This window comes from Pseudomonas sp. P8_229 (genome assembly GCF_034008635.1).
In the GTDB taxonomy this organism is placed as follows: domain Bacteria; phylum Pseudomonadota; class Gammaproteobacteria; order Pseudomonadales; family Pseudomonadaceae; genus Aquipseudomonas.
Map to the genome: position 1 here is coordinate 796,235 of NZ_CP125378.1, position 18,188 is coordinate 814,422.

General features: G+C 59.1%; 18 protein-coding genes, 1 tRNA gene and 1 pseudogene. 10 read left to right on the forward strand and 10 right to left on the reverse strand.

All coding sequences use genetic code 11. The features are described from left to right. Positions 1-43: 43 nt before the first annotated feature. Positions 44-2,059 (reverse strand): excinuclease ABC subunit UvrB, encoded by a 2,016-nt coding sequence (gene uvrB / locus QMK55_RS03470; protein WP_102358654.1) that lies wholly within the window; start codon positions 2,057-2,059, stop codon positions 44-46. 337 nt (positions 2,060-2,396) lie between these two features. On the opposite strand from uvrB, the gene QMK55_RS03475 reads away from it, so the two are divergent. Further along, positions 2,397-3,593 (forward strand): amino acid aminotransferase, encoded by a 1,197-nt coding sequence (locus QMK55_RS03475; RefSeq protein WP_102358653.1) that lies wholly within the window; start codon positions 2,397-2,399, stop codon positions 3,591-3,593. 225 nt (positions 3,594-3,818) lie between these two features. Next, the gene (locus QMK55_RS03480) at positions 3,819-4,019 is read left to right on the forward strand and encodes a hypothetical protein (protein WP_102358660.1); all 201 of its coding nucleotides are present in this window, start codon (positions 3,819-3,821) and stop codon (positions 4,017-4,019) included. Here the strand turns inward: QMK55_RS03480 and QMK55_RS03485 are convergent. Further along, positions 4,016-4,246, reverse strand: coding sequence for a hypothetical protein (locus tag QMK55_RS03485; RefSeq protein ID WP_102358652.1), 231 nt, complete (start codon positions 4,244-4,246; stop codon positions 4,016-4,018). The genes QMK55_RS03480 and QMK55_RS03485 overlap by 4 nt on opposite strands. Before the next feature lie 228 nt (positions 4,247-4,474). Between QMK55_RS03485 and QMK55_RS03490 the strand changes: the two genes are divergently transcribed. Beyond that, positions 4,475-4,550, forward strand: a tRNA-Asn gene (locus tag QMK55_RS03490). Positions 4,551-4,668: 118 nt separating this feature from the next. Here QMK55_RS03490 and QMK55_RS03495 read toward each other — a convergent pair. Continuing rightward, positions 4,669-6,195: a nucleobase:cation symporter-2 family protein gene (locus QMK55_RS03495; RefSeq protein ID WP_320328670.1), complete on the reverse strand. Its 1,527-nt coding sequence runs from the start codon at positions 6,193-6,195 to the stop codon at positions 4,669-4,671. Positions 6,196-6,448: 253 nt separating this feature from the next. Between QMK55_RS03495 and QMK55_RS03500 the strand changes: the two are divergent. Beyond that, positions 6,449-6,734, forward strand: a pseudogene (locus QMK55_RS03500) (BrnT family toxin). Positions 6,735-6,737: 3 nt separating this feature from the next. Then, positions 6,738-7,070, forward strand: coding sequence for a BrnA antitoxin family protein (locus QMK55_RS03505; protein WP_102358650.1), 333 nt, complete (start codon positions 6,738-6,740; stop codon positions 7,068-7,070). A gap of 2 nt (positions 7,071-7,072) precedes the next feature. On the opposite strand, the gene QMK55_RS03510 is transcribed toward QMK55_RS03505, so the two are convergent. Together QMK55_RS03510 and xth are read right to left on the reverse strand one after the other, a co-directional pair. Continuing rightward, positions 7,073-7,900 carry an arylamine N-acetyltransferase family protein gene (locus QMK55_RS03510; RefSeq protein ID WP_320328671.1) on the reverse strand — a complete coding sequence of 276 codons (828 nt, stop codon included), beginning with the start codon at positions 7,898-7,900 and terminating at the stop codon, positions 7,073-7,075. Positions 7,901-8,000: 100 nt separating this feature from the next. After that, entirely contained in the window at positions 8,001-8,795 is a 795-nt protein-coding gene (gene xth / locus QMK55_RS03515; protein ID WP_102358648.1) for an exodeoxyribonuclease III, read from the reverse strand. A gap of 127 nt (positions 8,796-8,922) precedes the next feature. Between xth and QMK55_RS03520 the strand changes: the two genes are divergently transcribed. Together QMK55_RS03520 and QMK55_RS03525 are read left to right on the forward strand one after the other, a co-directional pair. Beyond that, positions 8,923-9,507 carry a GNAT family protein gene (locus tag QMK55_RS03520; protein ID WP_320328672.1) on the forward strand — a complete coding sequence of 195 codons (585 nt, stop codon included), beginning with the start codon at positions 8,923-8,925 and terminating at the stop codon, positions 9,505-9,507. A gap of 89 nt (positions 9,508-9,596) precedes the next feature. Beyond that, positions 9,597-9,902, forward strand: coding sequence for a hypothetical protein (locus QMK55_RS03525; protein WP_102358646.1), 306 nt, complete (start codon positions 9,597-9,599; stop codon positions 9,900-9,902). A 92-nt stretch (positions 9,903-9,994) separates the two neighbouring features. Here the strand turns inward: QMK55_RS03525 and QMK55_RS03530 are convergent, their stop codons facing one another. From QMK55_RS03530 to QMK55_RS03550, 5 genes are all read right to left on the reverse strand, one after another. Then, positions 9,995-11,563: a diguanylate cyclase gene (locus QMK55_RS03530; protein ID WP_320328673.1), complete on the reverse strand. Its 1,569-nt coding sequence runs from the start codon at positions 11,561-11,563 to the stop codon at positions 9,995-9,997. 222 nt (positions 11,564-11,785) lie between these two features. After that, a complete protein-coding gene (locus QMK55_RS03535) occupies positions 11,786-12,310 on the reverse strand; it encodes a hypothetical protein (protein WP_320328674.1) in 525 nt (174 codons plus the stop codon). Continuing rightward, on the reverse strand, positions 12,310-13,038 hold the full coding sequence (locus QMK55_RS03540; RefSeq protein ID WP_320328675.1) for an alpha/beta hydrolase: 729 nt from the start codon (positions 13,036-13,038) through the stop codon (positions 12,310-12,312). The genes QMK55_RS03535 and QMK55_RS03540 overlap by 1 nt, the downstream gene beginning before the upstream one ends. 3 nt (positions 13,039-13,041) lie before the next feature. Then, the gene (locus QMK55_RS03545) at positions 13,042-13,539 is read right to left on the reverse strand and encodes a PAAR domain-containing protein (RefSeq protein WP_003226482.1); all 498 of its coding nucleotides are present in this window, start codon (positions 13,537-13,539) and stop codon (positions 13,042-13,044) included. Positions 13,540-13,675: 136 nt separating this feature from the next. Beyond that, positions 13,676-14,341 (reverse strand): ribonuclease T2, encoded by a 666-nt coding sequence (locus QMK55_RS03550; protein ID WP_102358644.1) that lies wholly within the window; start codon positions 14,339-14,341, stop codon positions 13,676-13,678. Positions 14,342-14,505: 164 nt separating this feature from the next. Here QMK55_RS03550 and QMK55_RS03555 point away from each other — a divergent pair, with 164 nt between their 5' ends. From QMK55_RS03555 to QMK55_RS03565, 3 genes are all read left to right on the forward strand, one after another. Further along, on the forward strand, positions 14,506-14,976 hold the full coding sequence (locus QMK55_RS03555; RefSeq protein ID WP_098964677.1) for a hypothetical protein: 471 nt from the start codon (positions 14,506-14,508) through the stop codon (positions 14,974-14,976). A 125-nt stretch (positions 14,977-15,101) separates the two neighbouring features. After that, the gene (locus QMK55_RS03560) at positions 15,102-16,373 is read left to right on the forward strand and encodes a hypothetical protein (protein WP_320328676.1); all 1,272 of its coding nucleotides are present in this window, start codon (positions 15,102-15,104) and stop codon (positions 16,371-16,373) included. 53 nt (positions 16,374-16,426) lie between these two features. Continuing rightward, the gene (locus QMK55_RS03565) at positions 16,427-18,133 is read left to right on the forward strand and encodes a copper resistance system multicopper oxidase (RefSeq protein WP_320328677.1); all 1,707 of its coding nucleotides are present in this window, start codon (positions 16,427-16,429) and stop codon (positions 18,131-18,133) included. The last annotated feature ends 55 nt before the right edge of the window (positions 18,134-18,188 follow it).

Here is an 18,188-nt window from a genome sequence, read left to right on the forward strand (position 1 = left end):
GTCCGGGGCTGCATTCCCACGCAGAGCGTGGGAACGATCATCCTTACACAGCCAAAAGCCGCTCACGCAGTTTGGCAATCTCATCACGCATCTGCGCCGCCGCTTCAAACTCCAGATCCCGCGCCAGCTGATACATCTTCTCTTCCAGCGCCCGAATACGTTTGGTGATTTCACTCGGCGAACGCAGTTCGGCTTCGTACTTGGCGTTTTCTTCGGCAGCCTTGGCCATGCCCTTGCGCTTCTTGCTGCGCGAGCCCGGCACGGTGGCGCCTTCCATGATATCGGCGACGTCCTTGAACACACCTTTGGGGGTGATGCCGTTTTCCAGGTTGAAGGCGATCTGCTTGTCGCGACGACGCTCGGTTTCGCCGATCGCCCGCTCCATCGAGCCGGTGATACGGTCAGCGTAGAGAATCGCCCGGCCATTGAGGTTCCGTGCCGCGCGGCCAATGGTCTGGATCAGCGAACGCTCGGAACGCAGGAAGCCTTCCTTGTCGGCATCGAGGATCGCCACCAGCGACACTTCCGGCATGTCCAGGCCTTCGCGCAGCAGGTTGATCCCCACCAGCACATCGAAGGTGCCCAGGCGCAGGTCGCGGATGATCTCGACCCGCTCGACGGTGTCGATGTCCGAGTGCAGATAACGCACGCGCACACCGTGATCGGCGAGGTAATCGGTGAGGTCTTCGGCCATGCGCTTGGTCAGCGTGGTAACCAGCACCCGCTCCTCAACCGCTACGCGCTTGGTGATTTCCGAGAGCAGGTCATCGACCTGGGTCAGCGCCGGACGCACCTCGACTTGCGGATCGACCAGACCGGTCGGGCGCACCACTTGCTCGACCACACGCCCGGCGTGCTCGGCCTCGTAGTTTCCCGGCGTCGCCGAGACGAAAATGGTCTGCGGGCTGACCCCTTCCCATTCATCAAAGCGCATCGGCCGGTTGTCCAGCGCCGACGGCAGACGGAAACCGTATTCCACCAACGTCTCTTTACGCGAGCGGTCGCCCTTATACATCGCGCCGACTTGCGGCACGCTGACGTGGGATTCGTCAATCACCAGCAAGGCGTCGGCCGGCAGGTAATCGTAGAGCGTTGGTGGCGCGGCACCGGCCGGGCGTCCGGACAGGTAGCGCGAGTAGTTTTCGATGCCGTTGCAGTAACCCAGCTCGAGAATCATCTCCAGATCGAAACGGGTGCGCTGCTCCAGGCGCTGGGCCTCCACCAGTTTGTTATTGCTGCGCAGGTATTCGAGGCGCTCCTGCAATTCAACTTTGATGTGTTCGATAGCGTCGAGCAGGGTTTCGCGCGGCGTCACATAGTGGCTCTTCGGGTAGAAGGTGAAGCGCGGCATCTTGCGGATGACTTCGCCGGTCAACGGGTCGAACGCGGAAATGCTCTCCACTTCATCGTCGAACAGCTCGATGCGGATCGCTTCCAGATCGGATTCGGCCGGATAGATGTCAATCACGTCGCCACGCACACGGAACGTCGCCCGGGCGAAATCCATGTCGTTGCGGGTGTATTGCAAGTCGGCCAGACGCCGCAGCAATGCGCGCTGATCGAGTTTGTCGCCGCGATCGACGTGCAACACCATCTTCAGATAGGTTTCCGGGCTGCCCAAGCCGTAGATGCACGACACCGTGGTGACGATGATCGCGTCCTTGCGTTCGAGCAACGCCTTGGTCGCGGACAGGCGCATCTGCTCGATGTGATCGTTGATCGACGCGTCCTTCTCGATGAAGGTGTCGGACGAAGGCACATAGGCTTCAGGCTGGTAGTAGTCGTAGTAAGACACGAAGTATTCGACGGCGTTGTTCGGGAAAAACGCCTTGAACTCACCATAAAGCTGCGCGGCGAGGGTTTTATTCGGCGCCAGCACCAGCGTCGGGCGCTGCACTTGCGAGATGACGTTGGCGATGCTGAAGGTCTTGCCCGAGCCGGTCACACCGAGCAGCGTCTGGTGCGCCAGCCCGGCTTCGATGCCCTCGACCAGTTGGCGAATGGCTTGCGGCTGATCGCCGGCGGGCTCGAAGCGGGTGACTAGCTGGAATTCGGACATACACACCTCTGGGATCGCGGCTCGCGCAGAAAACAGTCGAGTCACGGGGATGACCGCAAACGACCGTTGTCGCCCAAGGAAAAACGAAGATTGTGCTCAATGTGGAGTCGATTGCCTCACCTTTCAAGGCAAACGTCCTACATCCGGTAAAGTCTGCGACAAGACCAATCGACTAACGGTCAAAAAATAATCGGAAAAACTTGGCCGAAAAACCTAATCGCCTGTCGCCATTGCTCAGTGATGGCCTCTATACTAGCTCCCCGTTTGTGCACCGCTCTAGTGCATTCGGCTGGAGCGCCACACGTCCCTCCATTATCCATTCAGAGCCGCCGTAATAATGAGCCTGTTCTCCGCTGTCGAAATGGCACCCCGCGATCCAATCCTGGGCCTCAACGAAGCATTCAACGCCGATACCCGGACCACCAAGGTCAACCTGGGCGTCGGTGTGTACTGCAACGAAGAGGGGCGAATTCCCCTGCTGCGCGCCGTGATCGAAGCCGAAACCATTCGCGCTGCTCAGCACGCCTCCCGTGGCTACCTGCCGATCGACGGCATCGCGGCCTACGACCAGGCGGTGCAAAAGCTGCTGTTCGGTAACGACTCGCCGCTGATCGCTGCCGGTCGGATCGTCACCACTCAGGCCGTCGGCGGAACCGGCGCACTGAAAATCGGTGCCGACTTCCTCAAGCAACTGCTGCCGAACGCCGTCGTGGCGATCAGCGACCCGAGCTGGGAAAACCACCGCGCGCTGTTCGAAACCGCCGGCTTCCCGGTGCAGAACTACCGTTACTACGACGCCGCCAGCCACGACGTGAACCGTGCCGGCATGCTCGAAGACCTCAACGCCCTGCCGAACGGCTCGATCGTTATCCTGCACGCCTGCTGCCACAACCCGACCGGCGTCGACCTGACCCCGGCGGACTGGAACAACGTGCTCGAAGTGGTGAAGGCCAAAGGTCACGTGCCGTTCCTCGACATGGCTTACCAGGGTTTCGGCGACGGCATCGACGAAGACGCCGCAGCTGTGCGTCTGTTCGCTGAGTCCGGCCTGACGTTCTTCGTCTCGAGCTCGTTCTCCAAGTCGTTCTCGCTGTACGGCGAGCGCGTTGGCGCCCTGTCGATCGTCAGCGAGTCGAAAGAAGAAAGCGCGCGCGTGCTGTCGCAGGTCAAACGCGTGATCCGCACCAACTACTCCAACCCGCCGACCCACGGTGCAAGCATCGTCGCCGCTGTGTTGAACAGCCCGGAACTGCGCGCCCAGTGGGAAGCCGAACTGGCTGAAATGCGTCTGCGCATTCGTGGCATGCGCGAGCAGATGGTTGCCCTGCTGGCCGAAAAAGCCCCGCAGCGTGACTTCAGCTTCGTCGGCCGTCAGCGCGGGATGTTCTCCTACTCCGGCCTGACCACTGAACAAGTGCATCGCCTGCGTAACGAGTTCGGCATCTACGCCCTGGACACCGGCCGCATCTGCGTGGCCGCGCTGAACCAGAGCAACATCAAAGCGGTAACGGATGCGATCGTTCAGGTCATCTGATTGCGCTTTGCAATGAGAAACGGGAAGCCCTGGGGCTTCCCGTTTTTTATTTGTCCGAATGAACGCTGCTTAACCTCTAGACTGCACATAAATCCCATTGTAGGAGTGAGCCTGCTCGCGATGGCGTCTCGTCAGGCTCATCATCACTGTCTGACACACCGCTATCGCGAGCAGGCTCACTCCTACAGGTTAATGTGTACACCTCAGAATTTTGTGAGAAACCCAATGAAAAACGACAACCTGCGCGCCGACCGTGACGATCTGGATGATTTCATCCCCCGCGCATCGGCCAAACGCGAAAAAAGCCTGGTGCTGCAAGTCGCAGCAGGGGTGTTTCTCGGTGGCCTGGCCCTGTGGCTGGTGCAACTGGCCGCCACGGCGGCTTACGCCAAGTTGCTGCTAGGCACGATCACCTTCGGCAGTTAAGCCAGCTCGCTCGCGCGCTGACTGGCCGCATCGTCATAAGCGACGTATAGCGATTCGGCGATCTGGCTTTTTATCGCCTTGGTGCTTTCCAGGCCCAGCACAAACCCTTCGGCCTTGCCGCCAGCACGGTTCAATTCTTCAGTGGTGCTGGCCTGAGTGATCGCGTCGAAGAGTTTCTCGGCGTGCGGGCCGACCCCTTTGGGCAGGCTGATTTGCGCGATGCTCATGCGAACACCTCGTCTGGACGGGAAACGAGAACGGATTGATTCATGGCGCGTACCTTTTCGGCGAATGGCCGGCAGCGCGTGTGACCACTTCCGGGCGACCATGGTAGACGTATGAGGCGGTTCTGGTAATCGCTAATCACTGACAAATCACCGTCCGTCCTGATAAAACCAGAAACTTCACACCCAATGCTTGACTTCTCTTTTTGAATCAGTAACATACGCACCAATTCCGCAATAGCTCAGTTGGTAGAGCAAATGACTGTTAATCATTGGGTCCCTGGTTCGAGTCCAGGTTGTGGAGCCAAATAGCAAAGCCCCTGAATCGAAAGATTCAGGGGCTTTTTTGTGGATGATCGAAAATCCGCTGCAAAACGAACAAGGCCGATCTGTCTCCAGATCGGCCTTTTTCATGCCATCAGCGGTCAGACGTGTTCGCCGCTCTTCATCTGCGTCTTCGGCGCACCGTGACCATGGTCATGATCCGAATCGACCTCGATCACCGGCACTTCCTTGCCATCGCAATCATGCAGCTTGCCGTCACTGAAGTAATCGCCTTCACGCAGCGCCGCCAGATCGCGATAGCGCAGGGTCCGCTCTTCCGCTGCGGCAAACACCGACTGCTGATCCGAATTGCCGGCGGTGAAGTGGTTGAAGGTCAGGTTCAGCACGATCGCCATGATCGCCGACGAGCTGATGCCCGAATGGAAAATGGTCGCGAACCAGCTTGGGAAATGATCGTAGAAGTTCGGCGCGGCAATCGGGATCATGCCGAAGCCGATCGACGTCGCGACGATGATCAGGTTGACGTTGTTGCGGTAATCCACCTTCGACAGCGTGCGGATGCCGCTCGCTGCCACTGTGCCGAACAGCACAATACCGGCACCGCCGAGCACCGAGGTCGGCACCGCCGCAATCACCCGTCCCATGAACGGCAGCAGGCCGAGAATCACCAGGAAGATACCGCCAGTGGCCACCACATAACGGCTCTTGATCCCGGTCACTGCCACCAGCCCGACGTTCTGGGCGAACGCGCTTTGGGTGAACGAACCGAAGATCGGCGCAAACATGCTCGACAGCATGTCTGCGCGCAGTCCGTTACCGAGGCGCTTGGAGTCGACCTTGGTGCCGATGATTTCACCGACCGCCAGGATGTCTGCCGAGGTTTCCACCAGGGTCACCATGACCACGATGCACATCGACAGGATGGCGGCGAAGTGGAAGGTCGGCATGCCGAAGTGGAACGGTGTCGGGAAGCCGAACATCGGCCCTTGAGCGACACCGGAGAAGTCGGCCATGCCGAGGAACACCGCCAGCACCGTACCGATCACCATGGCCAACAGGATCGACAGGCGCGAGATGGTCGAACTGCCGACCTTGCTCAGCAGCAACACCAGCACCAGCGTTACCGCCGCCAGACCGATGTTCTGCATGCTGCCGAAGTCCGGCGCGTGACTGTTGCCACCCATGGCCCAGCGCGCGGCCACCGGCATCAGCGTCAGGCCGATGGTGGTGATCACGATGCCGGTCACCAGCGGCGGGAAGAACTTGGTGATGCGCGAGAACACCGGCGTGATCAATAAGCCGATCAACGACGCGACAATTACCGCCCCCAGCACCGACTGAAAGCCGCCCTCCCCGCCACTGCTGACGATTGCGACCATGGTCGCCACACCCGAGAACGACACGCCCTGCACCAGCGGCAACTGACAGCCAAAAAACGGTAGACCCAGGGTTTGCAGCAGTGTCGCCAGCCCCCCCGCAAACAATGAAGCAGCAATCAACAAACCAATGTCCGCCGGCGACAGGCCGGCCGCCTGACCGATGATCAGTGGCACCGCGACGATACCGCCATACATCGTCAGAACATGTTGCAGGCCGTAAGCCATATTCGCGCCGACCCCGAGATTTTCGTCCTCGGGCCGTTGGTGTGAAACATGGGGCGTTTTCATGTTGGGGGGTTCCCTGGTTTTTGTTATGCGCACACTGTATTCAATACTCGTGACAAATGTCCATAGAGTTGTATACAACTTGCCGGTCACATAATGGATAGGTAGCCACCCAACCTTCTATCTCGCCACCTCCATCTCCCACAAATCCGGCAACACATCCCCTCCTGCCCCCGTTTTTATCGCACCAGGCTGAAGTGTTCATGGCGACCAGCGGTGCATGGGCGCTCTTTTTTATACATATAAAGTATGCATAATGAAGTCATTCGAAATTCAGTTCGACAAAAGCAAGAACGCAGCCAACAAACTCAAGCACAGGGGCGTCAGCCTTGCCGAGACCGAGCCGGTCTTTCACGACGAACGCGCCCTGACGGATTGAGGACAACGACCATGACGAACAGCGCTGGATCACCCTCGGTCTCGATGGCAAAGGGCGTTTGCTGGTGGTTGCGTACAGTTATCGCGAAGCCAATGTCGTTCGAATCATTTCTGCACGTGTCGCTACACCGAGCGAATGTTGCGCTTACTTTCTGGAGGCTTGACCGATGAAAGATGAATATGACTTCTCGCAGGGCAAACGCGGCGCTCTGGCGCCCAACAAGGGCAAGACCCGCATCACCATCATGCTCGACGACGCCGTCATCGAAGCCGCCCGCAGCGTGGCGGAAAATGAAGGGTTCGGTTATCAGACGGTCATCAACAACACCTTGCGCCACGCCCTGCTGGAGGCTGAAAGCAAACCGCAGCAGCCCGACGTGCCGCACGCCGGGCATTTCAAGCAGGGGATTACCGCCGCCGACCTCAAGAGTCTGGAAAAAAAGCTGTCGGCGGCGGTCGGGGAAATCCGCCGGGTTCTGGAGCCGGAAGCCAAGCCCTGAAATCAGACGGGCACGAGCATCCGCGCCAGCGACTGGCGCACCTGTGGCTGGTCAGGCAGACGCAGATCGAACTCTTGCTCCAGCACTTCAATCAGTTCATCGACATCCGCCATTTCGCGCCGCTCACTCTCGGCGCCCATGCGATGAATCGCGAAGCTGCCGTTGTTCAGTGTCCGACGCCAGCCATCGCCAGTACGCGCGACCATCAACCGCTTGGCAAACGGTGACTCGGGATGGGTCGAGACATACCAGTTGCCGAGGGTGTAATCGATATCTTCCTGGCGTTGCAGATCAAACAGGTACATCGACCGCCACTCGCCCGCGACATCGGCGCGCAGCATGTAGCCGTCGGCCTGTTTTTCGATGCGATAGGACTCGTGCGGCGTCGGCTGTGCATCCTCGATATCGAGCAGCAGCGGCGCGGTCGGCACCATGCCGCCGAAGCCGACATCGGTGATGTAGCGCTCGCCATCGATGATCACCAGACTCAAGCGATGGGTGCGCGCCGTCCACGTGCCTTCGGGCTGCGCCAGCACCACGCGCCCCGAGATGCCACGCGCCTCGAAGCCCAATTCCAGCAACAACGTCAGAAACAGATTGTTCAGTTCGTAGCAGTAGCCACCACGGCCACCGTTCAGGACTTTTTGCTCGACCGATGCCAGATCGATCAGCACCGGCGCGCCCGTGATCGTCGACAGGTTCTCGAAGGCAAAGACCCCGGTATGGCGCAACTGCAATTGCCGCAGGGTTTCCAGGGTCGGTGCCGGTGGGGCATCGAACCCCAGGCGTTGCAGGTACAACGCCGGATTCGCCAGACGTGGCTCGCTCATTGCTCAGTCCTTTTGCATGTGGCCGCGGATCGCTGCGCCGATGGCCGACATGTATACGGGATTGCCCCCTGAGTCCGACAATTGATTTCGCCAATCACCGCTACCGACGTTTGCGTGAACCGATGCGAATCCAGGTCGGGGCATGGTCGCTGGCATGTGGCTCATTGCGTACCCACGCATCTACCCCAGCCTCGTGTAGATACGGACTGAGTGCTGGGTTAAGCAGCAGATGATCGATGCGCAGGCCGGAGTTGGTTTGCCAGTGCTGGCGGAAATAATCCCAAAACGTGTAGAGGCGATCGTCGGGATACAGGTGTCGCAGCGAATCGCTCCAGCCCTGCGCCAGCAAGCGTTGATAACACTCGCGGCTCTCGGGTTGCAGCAACGCATCCTTGAGCCAGGAGCGCGTATTGTAGATGTCCATGTCGGTAGGCACCACGTTGTAATCACCGGCCAGCACCACCGGATGATCGCTGCTTTGCAGGTCTTTCGCGTAGCGGATCAAGCGCTCGAACCAGGCCAGTTTGTAGTCGAATTTGGGTCCCGGTTGCGGGTTGCCGTTGGGCAGGTACAGGCACCCGACCAGCACACCGTGCACCGCCGCCTCCAGATAGCGGCTGTGCTTATCCTCGGGGTCGCCCGGCAAACCACGGCGGCTTTCCAGCGGTTGCGCATCGCGGGCGAGGATCGCCACCCCGTTCCATGACGCCTGACCCTGCCAGGTCGCGCCGTAACCCGCCGCCTCCAATTCGGCAACAGGGAATGCACTGTCCACCGACTTGAGTTCCTGCAGGCACGCGATGTCCGGCTGCTCGCGCTTGAGCCATTCCAGCAGGTTCGGCAGCCGCGCACGCAAGCCGTTGACGTTGAAGGTGGCGATCCGCAGGTTTTTCATCGTCCAGGCTCCGGCAAACAACGTGTGAAGATTGTGACCTTGGGCTGACGACGGTGGTTGCATCGGATCATCCGGCTGCGGCGTAATAGGCGCTCGCCACCCGCCCGATCTGCCGAGACCTGCACCCATGCTCACCACGCTGCAAGGCCCGCGCCTCCTCCTGCGCCCGCTTCAGTACAGCGACGCCAACGCCCTGCTCCACGCGGCCGCCGACGGCGAGCTGTGGAACCTCACCGTCACCGTGGTGCCGTCTGCGAGCACCGTCGACAGCTACCTGAAAAAGGCCCTCGACGGCCGCGACGCCGGCACGGTCATACCGTTTGTGATTGTGTTGAAGGACAACGGCGAAGTGATCGGCTCGACCCGTTTCTGGAAGATCGATCCGCTCAATCGCAAACTGGAAATCGGCAGCAGTTGGATCGCCGCGCGCTGGCAGAAATCCTTCGTCAACACCGAAGCCAAGTACCTGATGCTGCGCCATGCCTTCGAGGTGCTCGACTGCGTGCGGGTGCAGTTCACCACGGACGAGAACAACCAGAAATCGCGCGACGCGATCCTGCGCCTCGGTGCGCAGCAGGAAGGCATCGTGCGCCACGAGCGGATCATGCCGGACGGGCGCAAGCGCAACTCGGTGCGCTTCAGCATCATCGATGACGAGTGGCCGCAGGTGCGCCTGGCGCTGGAGCAGAAACTGGCGGACGAGCGACGCTGAGGTTCGTTAACCGCTCGTCAGCCAATCGGCACCAACCGCGACCGGTGTCAGACCAAATTCAGGTAACCGACCCTTTCTGGAGACGTACCATGACAATGCACACACTCACCTCTTTGTTGCTCGCCGGCCTGCTCGCCAGCGCCTCGGCCGCCAGCTTTGCGGCGAACGACAGTTCCGCCACCTCCGGCACCAACCCCGACGTCAACAAAAGCACGCCCAAGCCACCGGACAACACCCCGGGCGCGCCTGCCGGCAGTAACGGCGCTGGCAGTCCCGGTTCTGGCAACGGCACCGGCACCAACGGCGGCGCCATGGGATCGGGCTCGGGCGCTGGCGGCGGAACCGGTGCGGCAGGCGGCGGGACTGGCGGCGCGGGCGGTGGCTCGGGCAGCTGAATGAACCGGCGTGATGGTTGGTAGTTAGACATGAAACTGTGGCGACGGCGGCTCGCTCGCTCGCTCGCTCGCCACAGTTGATCGCGAAAACCTCAGCGATCCGAACGCATCAACTCGGCAACCTCCGCCTCCAGCGACAACACCGCCGCGCGATTGCGTCCGGCATTCTTCGCCTGATACAACGCCGCGTCGGCCCGCTGGATAAATACTTCCAGGCTGTCATTGCCGCGGGGAATAAACGAGTAACAGCCCAGACTCACCGTCAGATACCCGGTCGGCGAACCGCTGTGGGTGATGCGCTTGTCCATCACGCTGCGGCGAATCTGCCCGGCAATCGCCAGCACGCCGTTGATGTCAGTGTCCGGCAGCAGCACCGCGAATTCCTCGCCACCATAACGCACTGCCAGATCGGCTTTACGCTGACAGCAACTCTTCAACGCCTGGGCCACCTGAGTCAGGCAATGGTCGCCCGCCACATGGCCGTAGGCATCGTTGTAGCGTTTGAAGAAATCGATATCGAGCATGATCAGGCCGACCGGACTCGACTGCCGCGCGCCACGGGCAAATTCGATCTCCAGTGAGCGCTCGAACAGTCTCCGATTGGCCAGCCCCGTCAGGCTGTCATGGGTTGCGATCTGCTCCAGCGCCCGTTGCGCCTTGCGCAGGTTCTTCTCGATGCGCTCGCCGTCGCGCACCTGATGAATGAACACCCAGCCAAACAAGCCAACGCCAAGGATCACCAGCGCGACGATCACGCTGGACTGAAAGGCCCGCTCATACCAACCCTTGAGAATCGTGTCGCGCGATGACGCCGCCGCGACTACCAGCGGGTACGAGCCCAACTGCCGATAACCGTACAAACGCACCACGCCATCGACCACTGAGCGGATCATCGCGGTGCCGGCGGGGGCTTCGGGCAGCAGTTTCTGGTAAATCTTGCCTTGCGCCAGCGACGAACCGATCAGGCTTTCGTCAAACGGCCGCCGCGCCAGCAGGGTGCCGTCCTTGAGTCCGAGGAACATGATGCCGTTGTCATCGAGGCTGAAGCTTTTGAAGAACCGGTCGAAGTACGCCATCTTGATCCCGGCCATCAGCACGCCCTGAAAATTGCCGTCGCGGTCGTTGATGCGTTTCGAGATCGGGATGATCCACTCGCCATTCTCGCGGCTGCGAATCGCCCGGCCGATGTGCGCCACGGTGGAAACGTTCTGCTGGTGAAACTTGAAGTATTCGCGGTCGACCACGCCGTCGCCACGGGGCAAGTCGGGAAACGAGGTAATCACCCACTGCCCCTCGCGGTCGAACAGGAACATCCCGTGCAGTTGTTCCAGTTGCTGCACCCGACGGGCGAAGGTTTTTTGCAGACGCGGTCGTTGCGCGGCGCCGTAACCATCGTCCTCGACCCAATCGGCCAGACTGGTGAGCACCAGGTCGGCGGCCAGAAAGGTGTCTTCGGCCTGCTGCGCCATGGCCCGGGTCAGGTTGGTGGAGGCGATCTGCGCGTTCGCCAGATCCTGGCGCCGCGTCTGCTCCAGTTGCAAATAGAGCAAGCCGGACAGGCACAGGCACACCGCAACGATGAACAACGCTGCCGCCTTGCGCAGCGGCAAGCGTTTAAGCGTGCCGGGAGTCTGATGCGGGTCGTGAATGGGGATTGGCAAAAACGTGTCCTGGGCAGGTACGACAGGGGCCGCAGCCCGAAACCCTTGCTTTTCGTGAGCGTAGCCCACCGGGGTGTGCTCGGCAAACCCGCCGCGCCAACACTCGCCCGCCCCGTTGTATCGGCGCGCGAGGGATATGGATGACCTCCGCACGTCGATTTATTTTCAGTTGTGGTTTTGCGGGTGATCGCCTCGCGTATCTGCGCAGGGCACCGATGACGGTTATCGGGGTTTGTTGATTTCGCGCAGCAGATCCGCGACCGGCAGGTTCATGGTGTTTGAGTAGTAGGGTTTGTAGCCGTACGCGGTGACGACGACTTTGCAGGGGATTTGTTGTTTACCAAACAGAAGGTCATTCAACTCCTGTACAGAGAGATCCTCTTGCGAAGTACCGTTATTTTGGGTCTGTCGCAAAAAAGCACTCGTCATGTAGTTGAATTTACCGCCTGCCTGACTGGTTTCGTCCACCTCAATCAGTCCGTAAGCCGAGTACCTGAATCGGTTAGTGATGGAAAAATTCTGATCATCACCAAGCGGACACTCAAACATCGTCGACGCTGCGCCCTTCTCCATACCTCTTCCGAACAAATCCAAAAGATTTACATCCGAGCCGTAATGAATTTTGTAAAGCAGACCAATACTTTCCCTTTCGACTGACAGAAAGTTGAGATTCGCAGGAGGCACTGTGTGATCTTTGGCACATGACGAGCACAATATGGCCAACAGAAGAACAGACAATCTTTTCATCAGCGATTGCTCTCTCGAATTGACTCGAACATCAAGTCACTTGCCGATTTTCCTTCAGCGACAGGTCGGGTAAACATCGCTGGAGCATTAGCGTGGTTCGTATCCATGGTGACATTAATGTCAGGCCCGCACAGCACTTGCCATTTTTCCCCAAAATCCGCCACCGAGTCGGATTGGTCTGGCTTGGAGGGCATAGCCTTTATGTTTATCCAGAAATCAGCCACCGGTGTCGGTTTGTCTCCGTAGATATCGGACCCCAGCCACACCAAAGTACCTTCACCTACGGGGTCGAGCGTAACGAGCATGTTGATCCTGTAACCCCACTCCGACATTACACAGGTCAAATGCGCGCCGTTCCATCCCCCAAGGCTGTGACCGACAATGTAGATTGGGCAAGACTTGTAGGGAATTATGTTGAGAACATTTTTTTGGATGTCCTTCTTTCCCCGAACCTCGTTATACCCAAGCCATTGGGATTTATACTTGCCTAGTTTGGTCAGGTCTAAATTACGTTTGTCGAAACCGGTCATGGCCTGGTTCACGTTCCCGAACGGTCCGGAAAAATAATAACTTTCCTTATCCCCTGCGCCGCCAATAAAAAACACAATCGCCTTGGTACTCTCCACCGGCACAGGCTTGTCACTGACATCCTTCTTGTCCGTCAGCGCATGTTCCTTGTGCAACTTGTAATTGTTGCCTTTCGCGCACGTTACTGTTTCAGCGGCCATGCCTCACTCCTCCAAAAACAACTTGATGGTTTCAGGCAGGTGCGAGCTGACTTCGTGGGTGAACCCGTTAGCGTCAGACACCCCATGTTCCAGTCGCCCATCTGCGCGCTGAATCACGTAGGGATGATTGATCATGGGCTCACCGGTCACGTCATTGACCAGTTTCAACTTGTCCGTGAAATGCACCGGCATTGGCAGCAGACCACTGAAAGGCGCCGCTGTTACTGTGTCACCGATGATGACCGTGCCTGACCCACCAATGACCACATTGCCGTGCCCCCCGGTGCTGTCCAGGGTCGCGGCGTTCAAGCCATTGATAAACACCGTCGAGGAAACGCCGCCAGTAATGGGGCTACCGCACGCTGATTTATCAGTCATTCGCGCAGCCGCCAATCCGTCGAAATTCACATTCGGCGAGCCACTGGCAATCGGATTGGTGCCATGTCCCGGGAGTGGGCAGGCGGTTGGGTCGGTGACGCGGGCGGCGGGTTTTCCGCTCATGAACAGCTCCTTGCAGTGTGGCGGGTCATCCTTTGGGGGGCGCAAGCATGCGTGAATTTTCCGGGTGCTTCAAACCTTCAGGCAAAAAAAAGCGCCCGATCGGGGCGCCCTTTTCTGTTCGTGGGAACTGCTCACATCAACGCGACGGCGGCACCCGAATATCCCCCGCCCGGCACTGGGTCTTCACGCCCTTGCCGCAGGCACCGAACTGCAGATCCTTGCCCATGCACACCCGCACTTCCGACAGTTCCGGACCGCTGCAGACTACCGCGATACCATCCGCTGGAATCCCCGGGTTGGCCTTGCGGAAAAGGTCGGCGATTTCCTGGGCTTCAAAGTAGTAGGAGCTGCTGAACGGTTGCAGCTCTTGGGGGATTTTCACCGCGCCGACGGCTTTGTCCGCTTCGTCCAGATAACCCATCGCACCCAGACCGCTGCAGGTACCGTGCTTGGACCATTCGTGGTCGAGCAGTTTCTTGGTCGGGAACAGCGTCAGGCCCTTGCTGGTTTCCGCCGCCGTCAGCATGGTCAGCGGTGGGCAGGATTCCGGCCAGCCACCGTTGGCATATTGCGGCCACAAACCGTGCAGCACGAAGCCGTAGCCCTTGCCGGAACATTGCACGTCATCTTTATGGGTCAGGCAGAACGTCGGTGACCAGGACAACGTCAGCAGGTAGTAATCGAACTGCCCCGCCACCGCCTCCGTTTGCACTTTGCTGGCGTGCGACTGACGCGCCGAACTCAGGCCGATGCTACCGGCCGTCAGCGCGATCAGCGCCAGAATTGTAAACAGCTTTTTCATGTACCCGCTCCTTGGGACGCCTGCGTCCGTGGTTTTCGATCCTGGCCAGGCTGGCCAGCGCTGATTTCGACACGCTTGTGTTGCAAGCGCATGACGCAAGGCAACGCCGTACGCCGTTGAAAGGTCTACGATTAACAGGCAGACATCAAACCAAGGGATCCGAAATGAGTAAAGCAGACGAACTGGCCGCCAAACTCAAGCAAACCCGGCATACCCACGCGGATGCCGCGCTGGAGATCGATTGCTGGCCGGCGCAGGTCTACGATCTGTACCACCGCATCGAGGCCTGGCTGCAGCCAGTCACCGAAGTCGGCCTGAAAATCCGCCGCAATCCGACCCACGTTTGCGAAAGCTCGCCCGATGGCGAAAGCCACGATTACGCGATCGACCAATTGGTGATAGAGGCCAACCAACAAACCCTGACATTTGATCCCATCGCGCGTTTTACCGAGGACGGCGCCGGGCGCGTGCAGATCACCCTGCCCGAGCGCAACACCTATCTGCTGCGCACCGTCGATGAACACCACGAAAGTCATTGGTGGTTGCAGACGGTGGAAACCGGTCAGGAGCTGGATGCCATCGCGCTGACCGAAAACAACCTGTTGCAGGTGGTGCAGGAAGGACTGGGGCTTTAGGTACTCTCTGTCACCATCAAGACTGAGTGCTCGATCCGCCACACTCAACGGCCAGATTTCCTAAAGGATTCTGGCCGCTTGTCGTTACAGGACCACTAGTCCAACCCATTGGAAAACCTGACCGCATGGATGCTTTGACCGTAACGCCGCTTACGCAATTCTTTAAACGCAATTTCAAACGGGTTCTTGATTACTGGAGCCAGATCACCGTCACGCTGGGCCTCCTTGGTGCAGGCCTGGCGATCCTTGGGCTGTATATCTATACCCGTGCGATTGGTCGTACAGATCTTTTCCTGCCGAGTATCGATGCCAAATCGGTGCTTGCCATCTGGCTGCAATTAATTGTGCTGATCATGATCGGCTATCTGGTCGTACTCTCCGCCAGCGCTTGTTTTTACGGCATCACGGTGTCGATGTTCGATAAAGTACCCAAAAAACACAATCGAATCGCTAGTTGGCTGCTACTTCCTCTGTGCTCTGGCTTTTTTACTTTTACTATTCTACTTTTCATTTTTCCTGAAAGATTCAGTGCCGGGATTTCGATGCTGACAGTCTTTTTGGTAACCCTGCTCGCCTACTCCGCGCTTTTCCTGTTCAAACCCTTTCGAAAAATCTTCAACCAAAACACCGAAAAAATGCTGGGCTGGGAGAAAAATTTCTTTCGACTCCTTATCGGTAGCATCGTCGGCCTTGCCGTTCTCTTCGCTTCACTCCCGACCTTATTAATTCTCTCGACTTACGTCGGCGAAGATAACGCTGACGCAGTAATGGTCGTCGGATTACTCTGCTTAGGCACACTCGTTTTGAGCCTCGTTCCGGTTTTCATTTTTTACATCAGTAAAGGTCATGTCTTTGCGCGTATCGCTTATGGCATCGCAACAGCACTGGTGCTGTTCAGCGCGTTTCTTCTTCTATCACCTGGAGCAATGCCAAGCATCACCTACGCAGCCGCCGGAAACCTGGCTATCCGTCAAATGCCGGCGCGTTTCATTCTGGATGAAAGCATCAGCCTCGGCGACGTAGATAACAGAGAGTGGCGAACCAGACTCAATGAAAAGAAAAAGGTCGAAGTCACGGCGTTTCCATTGTTCGCCTTCGGCGATATCTTGCTGTTGTGCAGCAGAGATTTGTTGCGCTTGAACCTGTATGACCTGCCTCGCTACACAGGTTTCTGCATTGCCACACGCAACAGCAAGGTGACCCAGAAACCGTTGCGCCCCGGACTTGCACGTGCGCTCACCTGGCAACAGCGCGCTGAACACGTCGTGGGCTGGGAGCACTTGCGCTCAGCTGTTTTAAATCCCATTCACGCATCATCACGAGCGCTGGAATTCAAACGCTTGAGTGAGCAGACAGCTGAACCTGTCAAAACTGTAATCCCCCTCTCAGCCAACTGAAAGCCAGCGCTGGTTAGCCTCCCCGTCATGTGTCAAACGGGGACTTCCAGCGCATGCCTTCCACCACTTCAAGACGCGCCTTCGTCAAAGGCCTCGCCGCCAGCGGCCTGCTCGGCGGCCTCGGCCTGTGGCGCGCGCCGGTCTGGGCGCTAAGCGAATCGGGGCAGATCAACCAACTGAGCGGCAGCGAGTTCGAGCTGTTCATCGGCGAAACCCCGGTCAACTTCACCGGCAGCCCACGCACCGCGCTGACCATCAACGGCAGTCTGCCCGGCCCGCTGCTGCGCTGGCGCGAGGGCGATACGGTGACGCTGCGGGTGCGCAACCGGCTCAAGGACAGCACCTCGATTCACTGGCACGGCATCCTGCTGCCGGCCAACATGGACGGCGTGCCGGGCCTGAGTTTCCATGGCATCGAACCGGGTGGCGTGTACGTCTACCAGTTCAAGGTGCGGCAGCACGGCACCTACTGGTATCACAGCCATTCCGGGTTGCAGGAACAGGCCGGAGTCTACGGGCCGCTGGTGATCGACGCCAAGGAACCGGAGCCGTTCCAGTACGACCGCGACTACGTGGTGATGCTCAGCGACTGGACCGACGAAGCCCCGGCCAGCCTGATGAAGACCCTGAAAAAGCAGTCCGACTACTACAACTACCACAAGCGCACCGTCGGCGATTTCATCGACGACGTCAGCGAAAAAGGCTGGAGCGCCACCGTCGCCGACCGCACCATGTGGGCCGAAATGAAGATGAACCCTGCCGACATCGCTGACGTCAGTGGCGCCACCTACACCTTCCTGATCAACGGCCACACCCCCGATTCCAACTGGACCGGGCTGTTTCGCCCCGGCGAAAAACTGCGCCTGCGCCTGATCAACGGCTCGGCCACGACCTACTTCGATGTGCGCATCCCCGGACTGAAAATGACCGTGGTCGCGGCGGACGGCTTGCACGTCAAACCGGTCAGCGTCGATGAGCTGCGCATCGCGGTGGCGGAAACCTACGACGTGATCGTCGAACCCGCCGCCGAGGCCCACACCCTGTTCGCCCAGGCCATGGACCGCACCGGTTACGCCCGCGCCACCCTGGCAACGCGTGCCGGTTTGTCAGCCCCGGTGCCTGCGCTGGACCCACGTCCGTTGGTGACCATGGACGACATGGGCATGGGCGGTATGGATCACGGCTCGATGGACATGAGCGACATGGCGGGCATGGATCACTCGGCGATAGGCCCGATGCAATCCCACCCCGCCAGCGAGAAAGACAATCCGCTGGTGGACATGCAAGCCATGAGCACCGCCCCCAAACTCGATGACCCTGGCCTCGGTCTGCGCAACAACGGTCGCCGCGTGCTGACCTACGCCGACCTGCGCAGCACCTTCGAAGACCCGGACGGCCGCGACCCCGGCCGCACGATTGAGCTGCACCTGACCGGGCACATGGAGAAATTCGCCTGGTCGTTCAACGGCATCAAGTTCTCCGACGCCGAGCCGCTGCGCCTCAAGTACGGCGAGCGCATTCGCCTGGTGTTGGTCAACGACACAATGATGACCCACCCCATCCACCTGCACGGTATGTGGAGCGATCTGGAAGACCAAAACGGCAACTTCCAGGTGCGCAAACACACCATCGACATGCCGCCCGGCACCCGCCGCAGTTACCGGGTGACAGCCGATGCATTGGGCCGCTGGGCCTATCACTGCCATCTGCTCTATCACATGGAAATGGGCATGTTCCGCGAAGTGCGGGTGGAAGAATGAAGGGGCCGATCATGACTCGAATCGCAGCGTTCTGCGTGTTGCTCATCGGCACAGG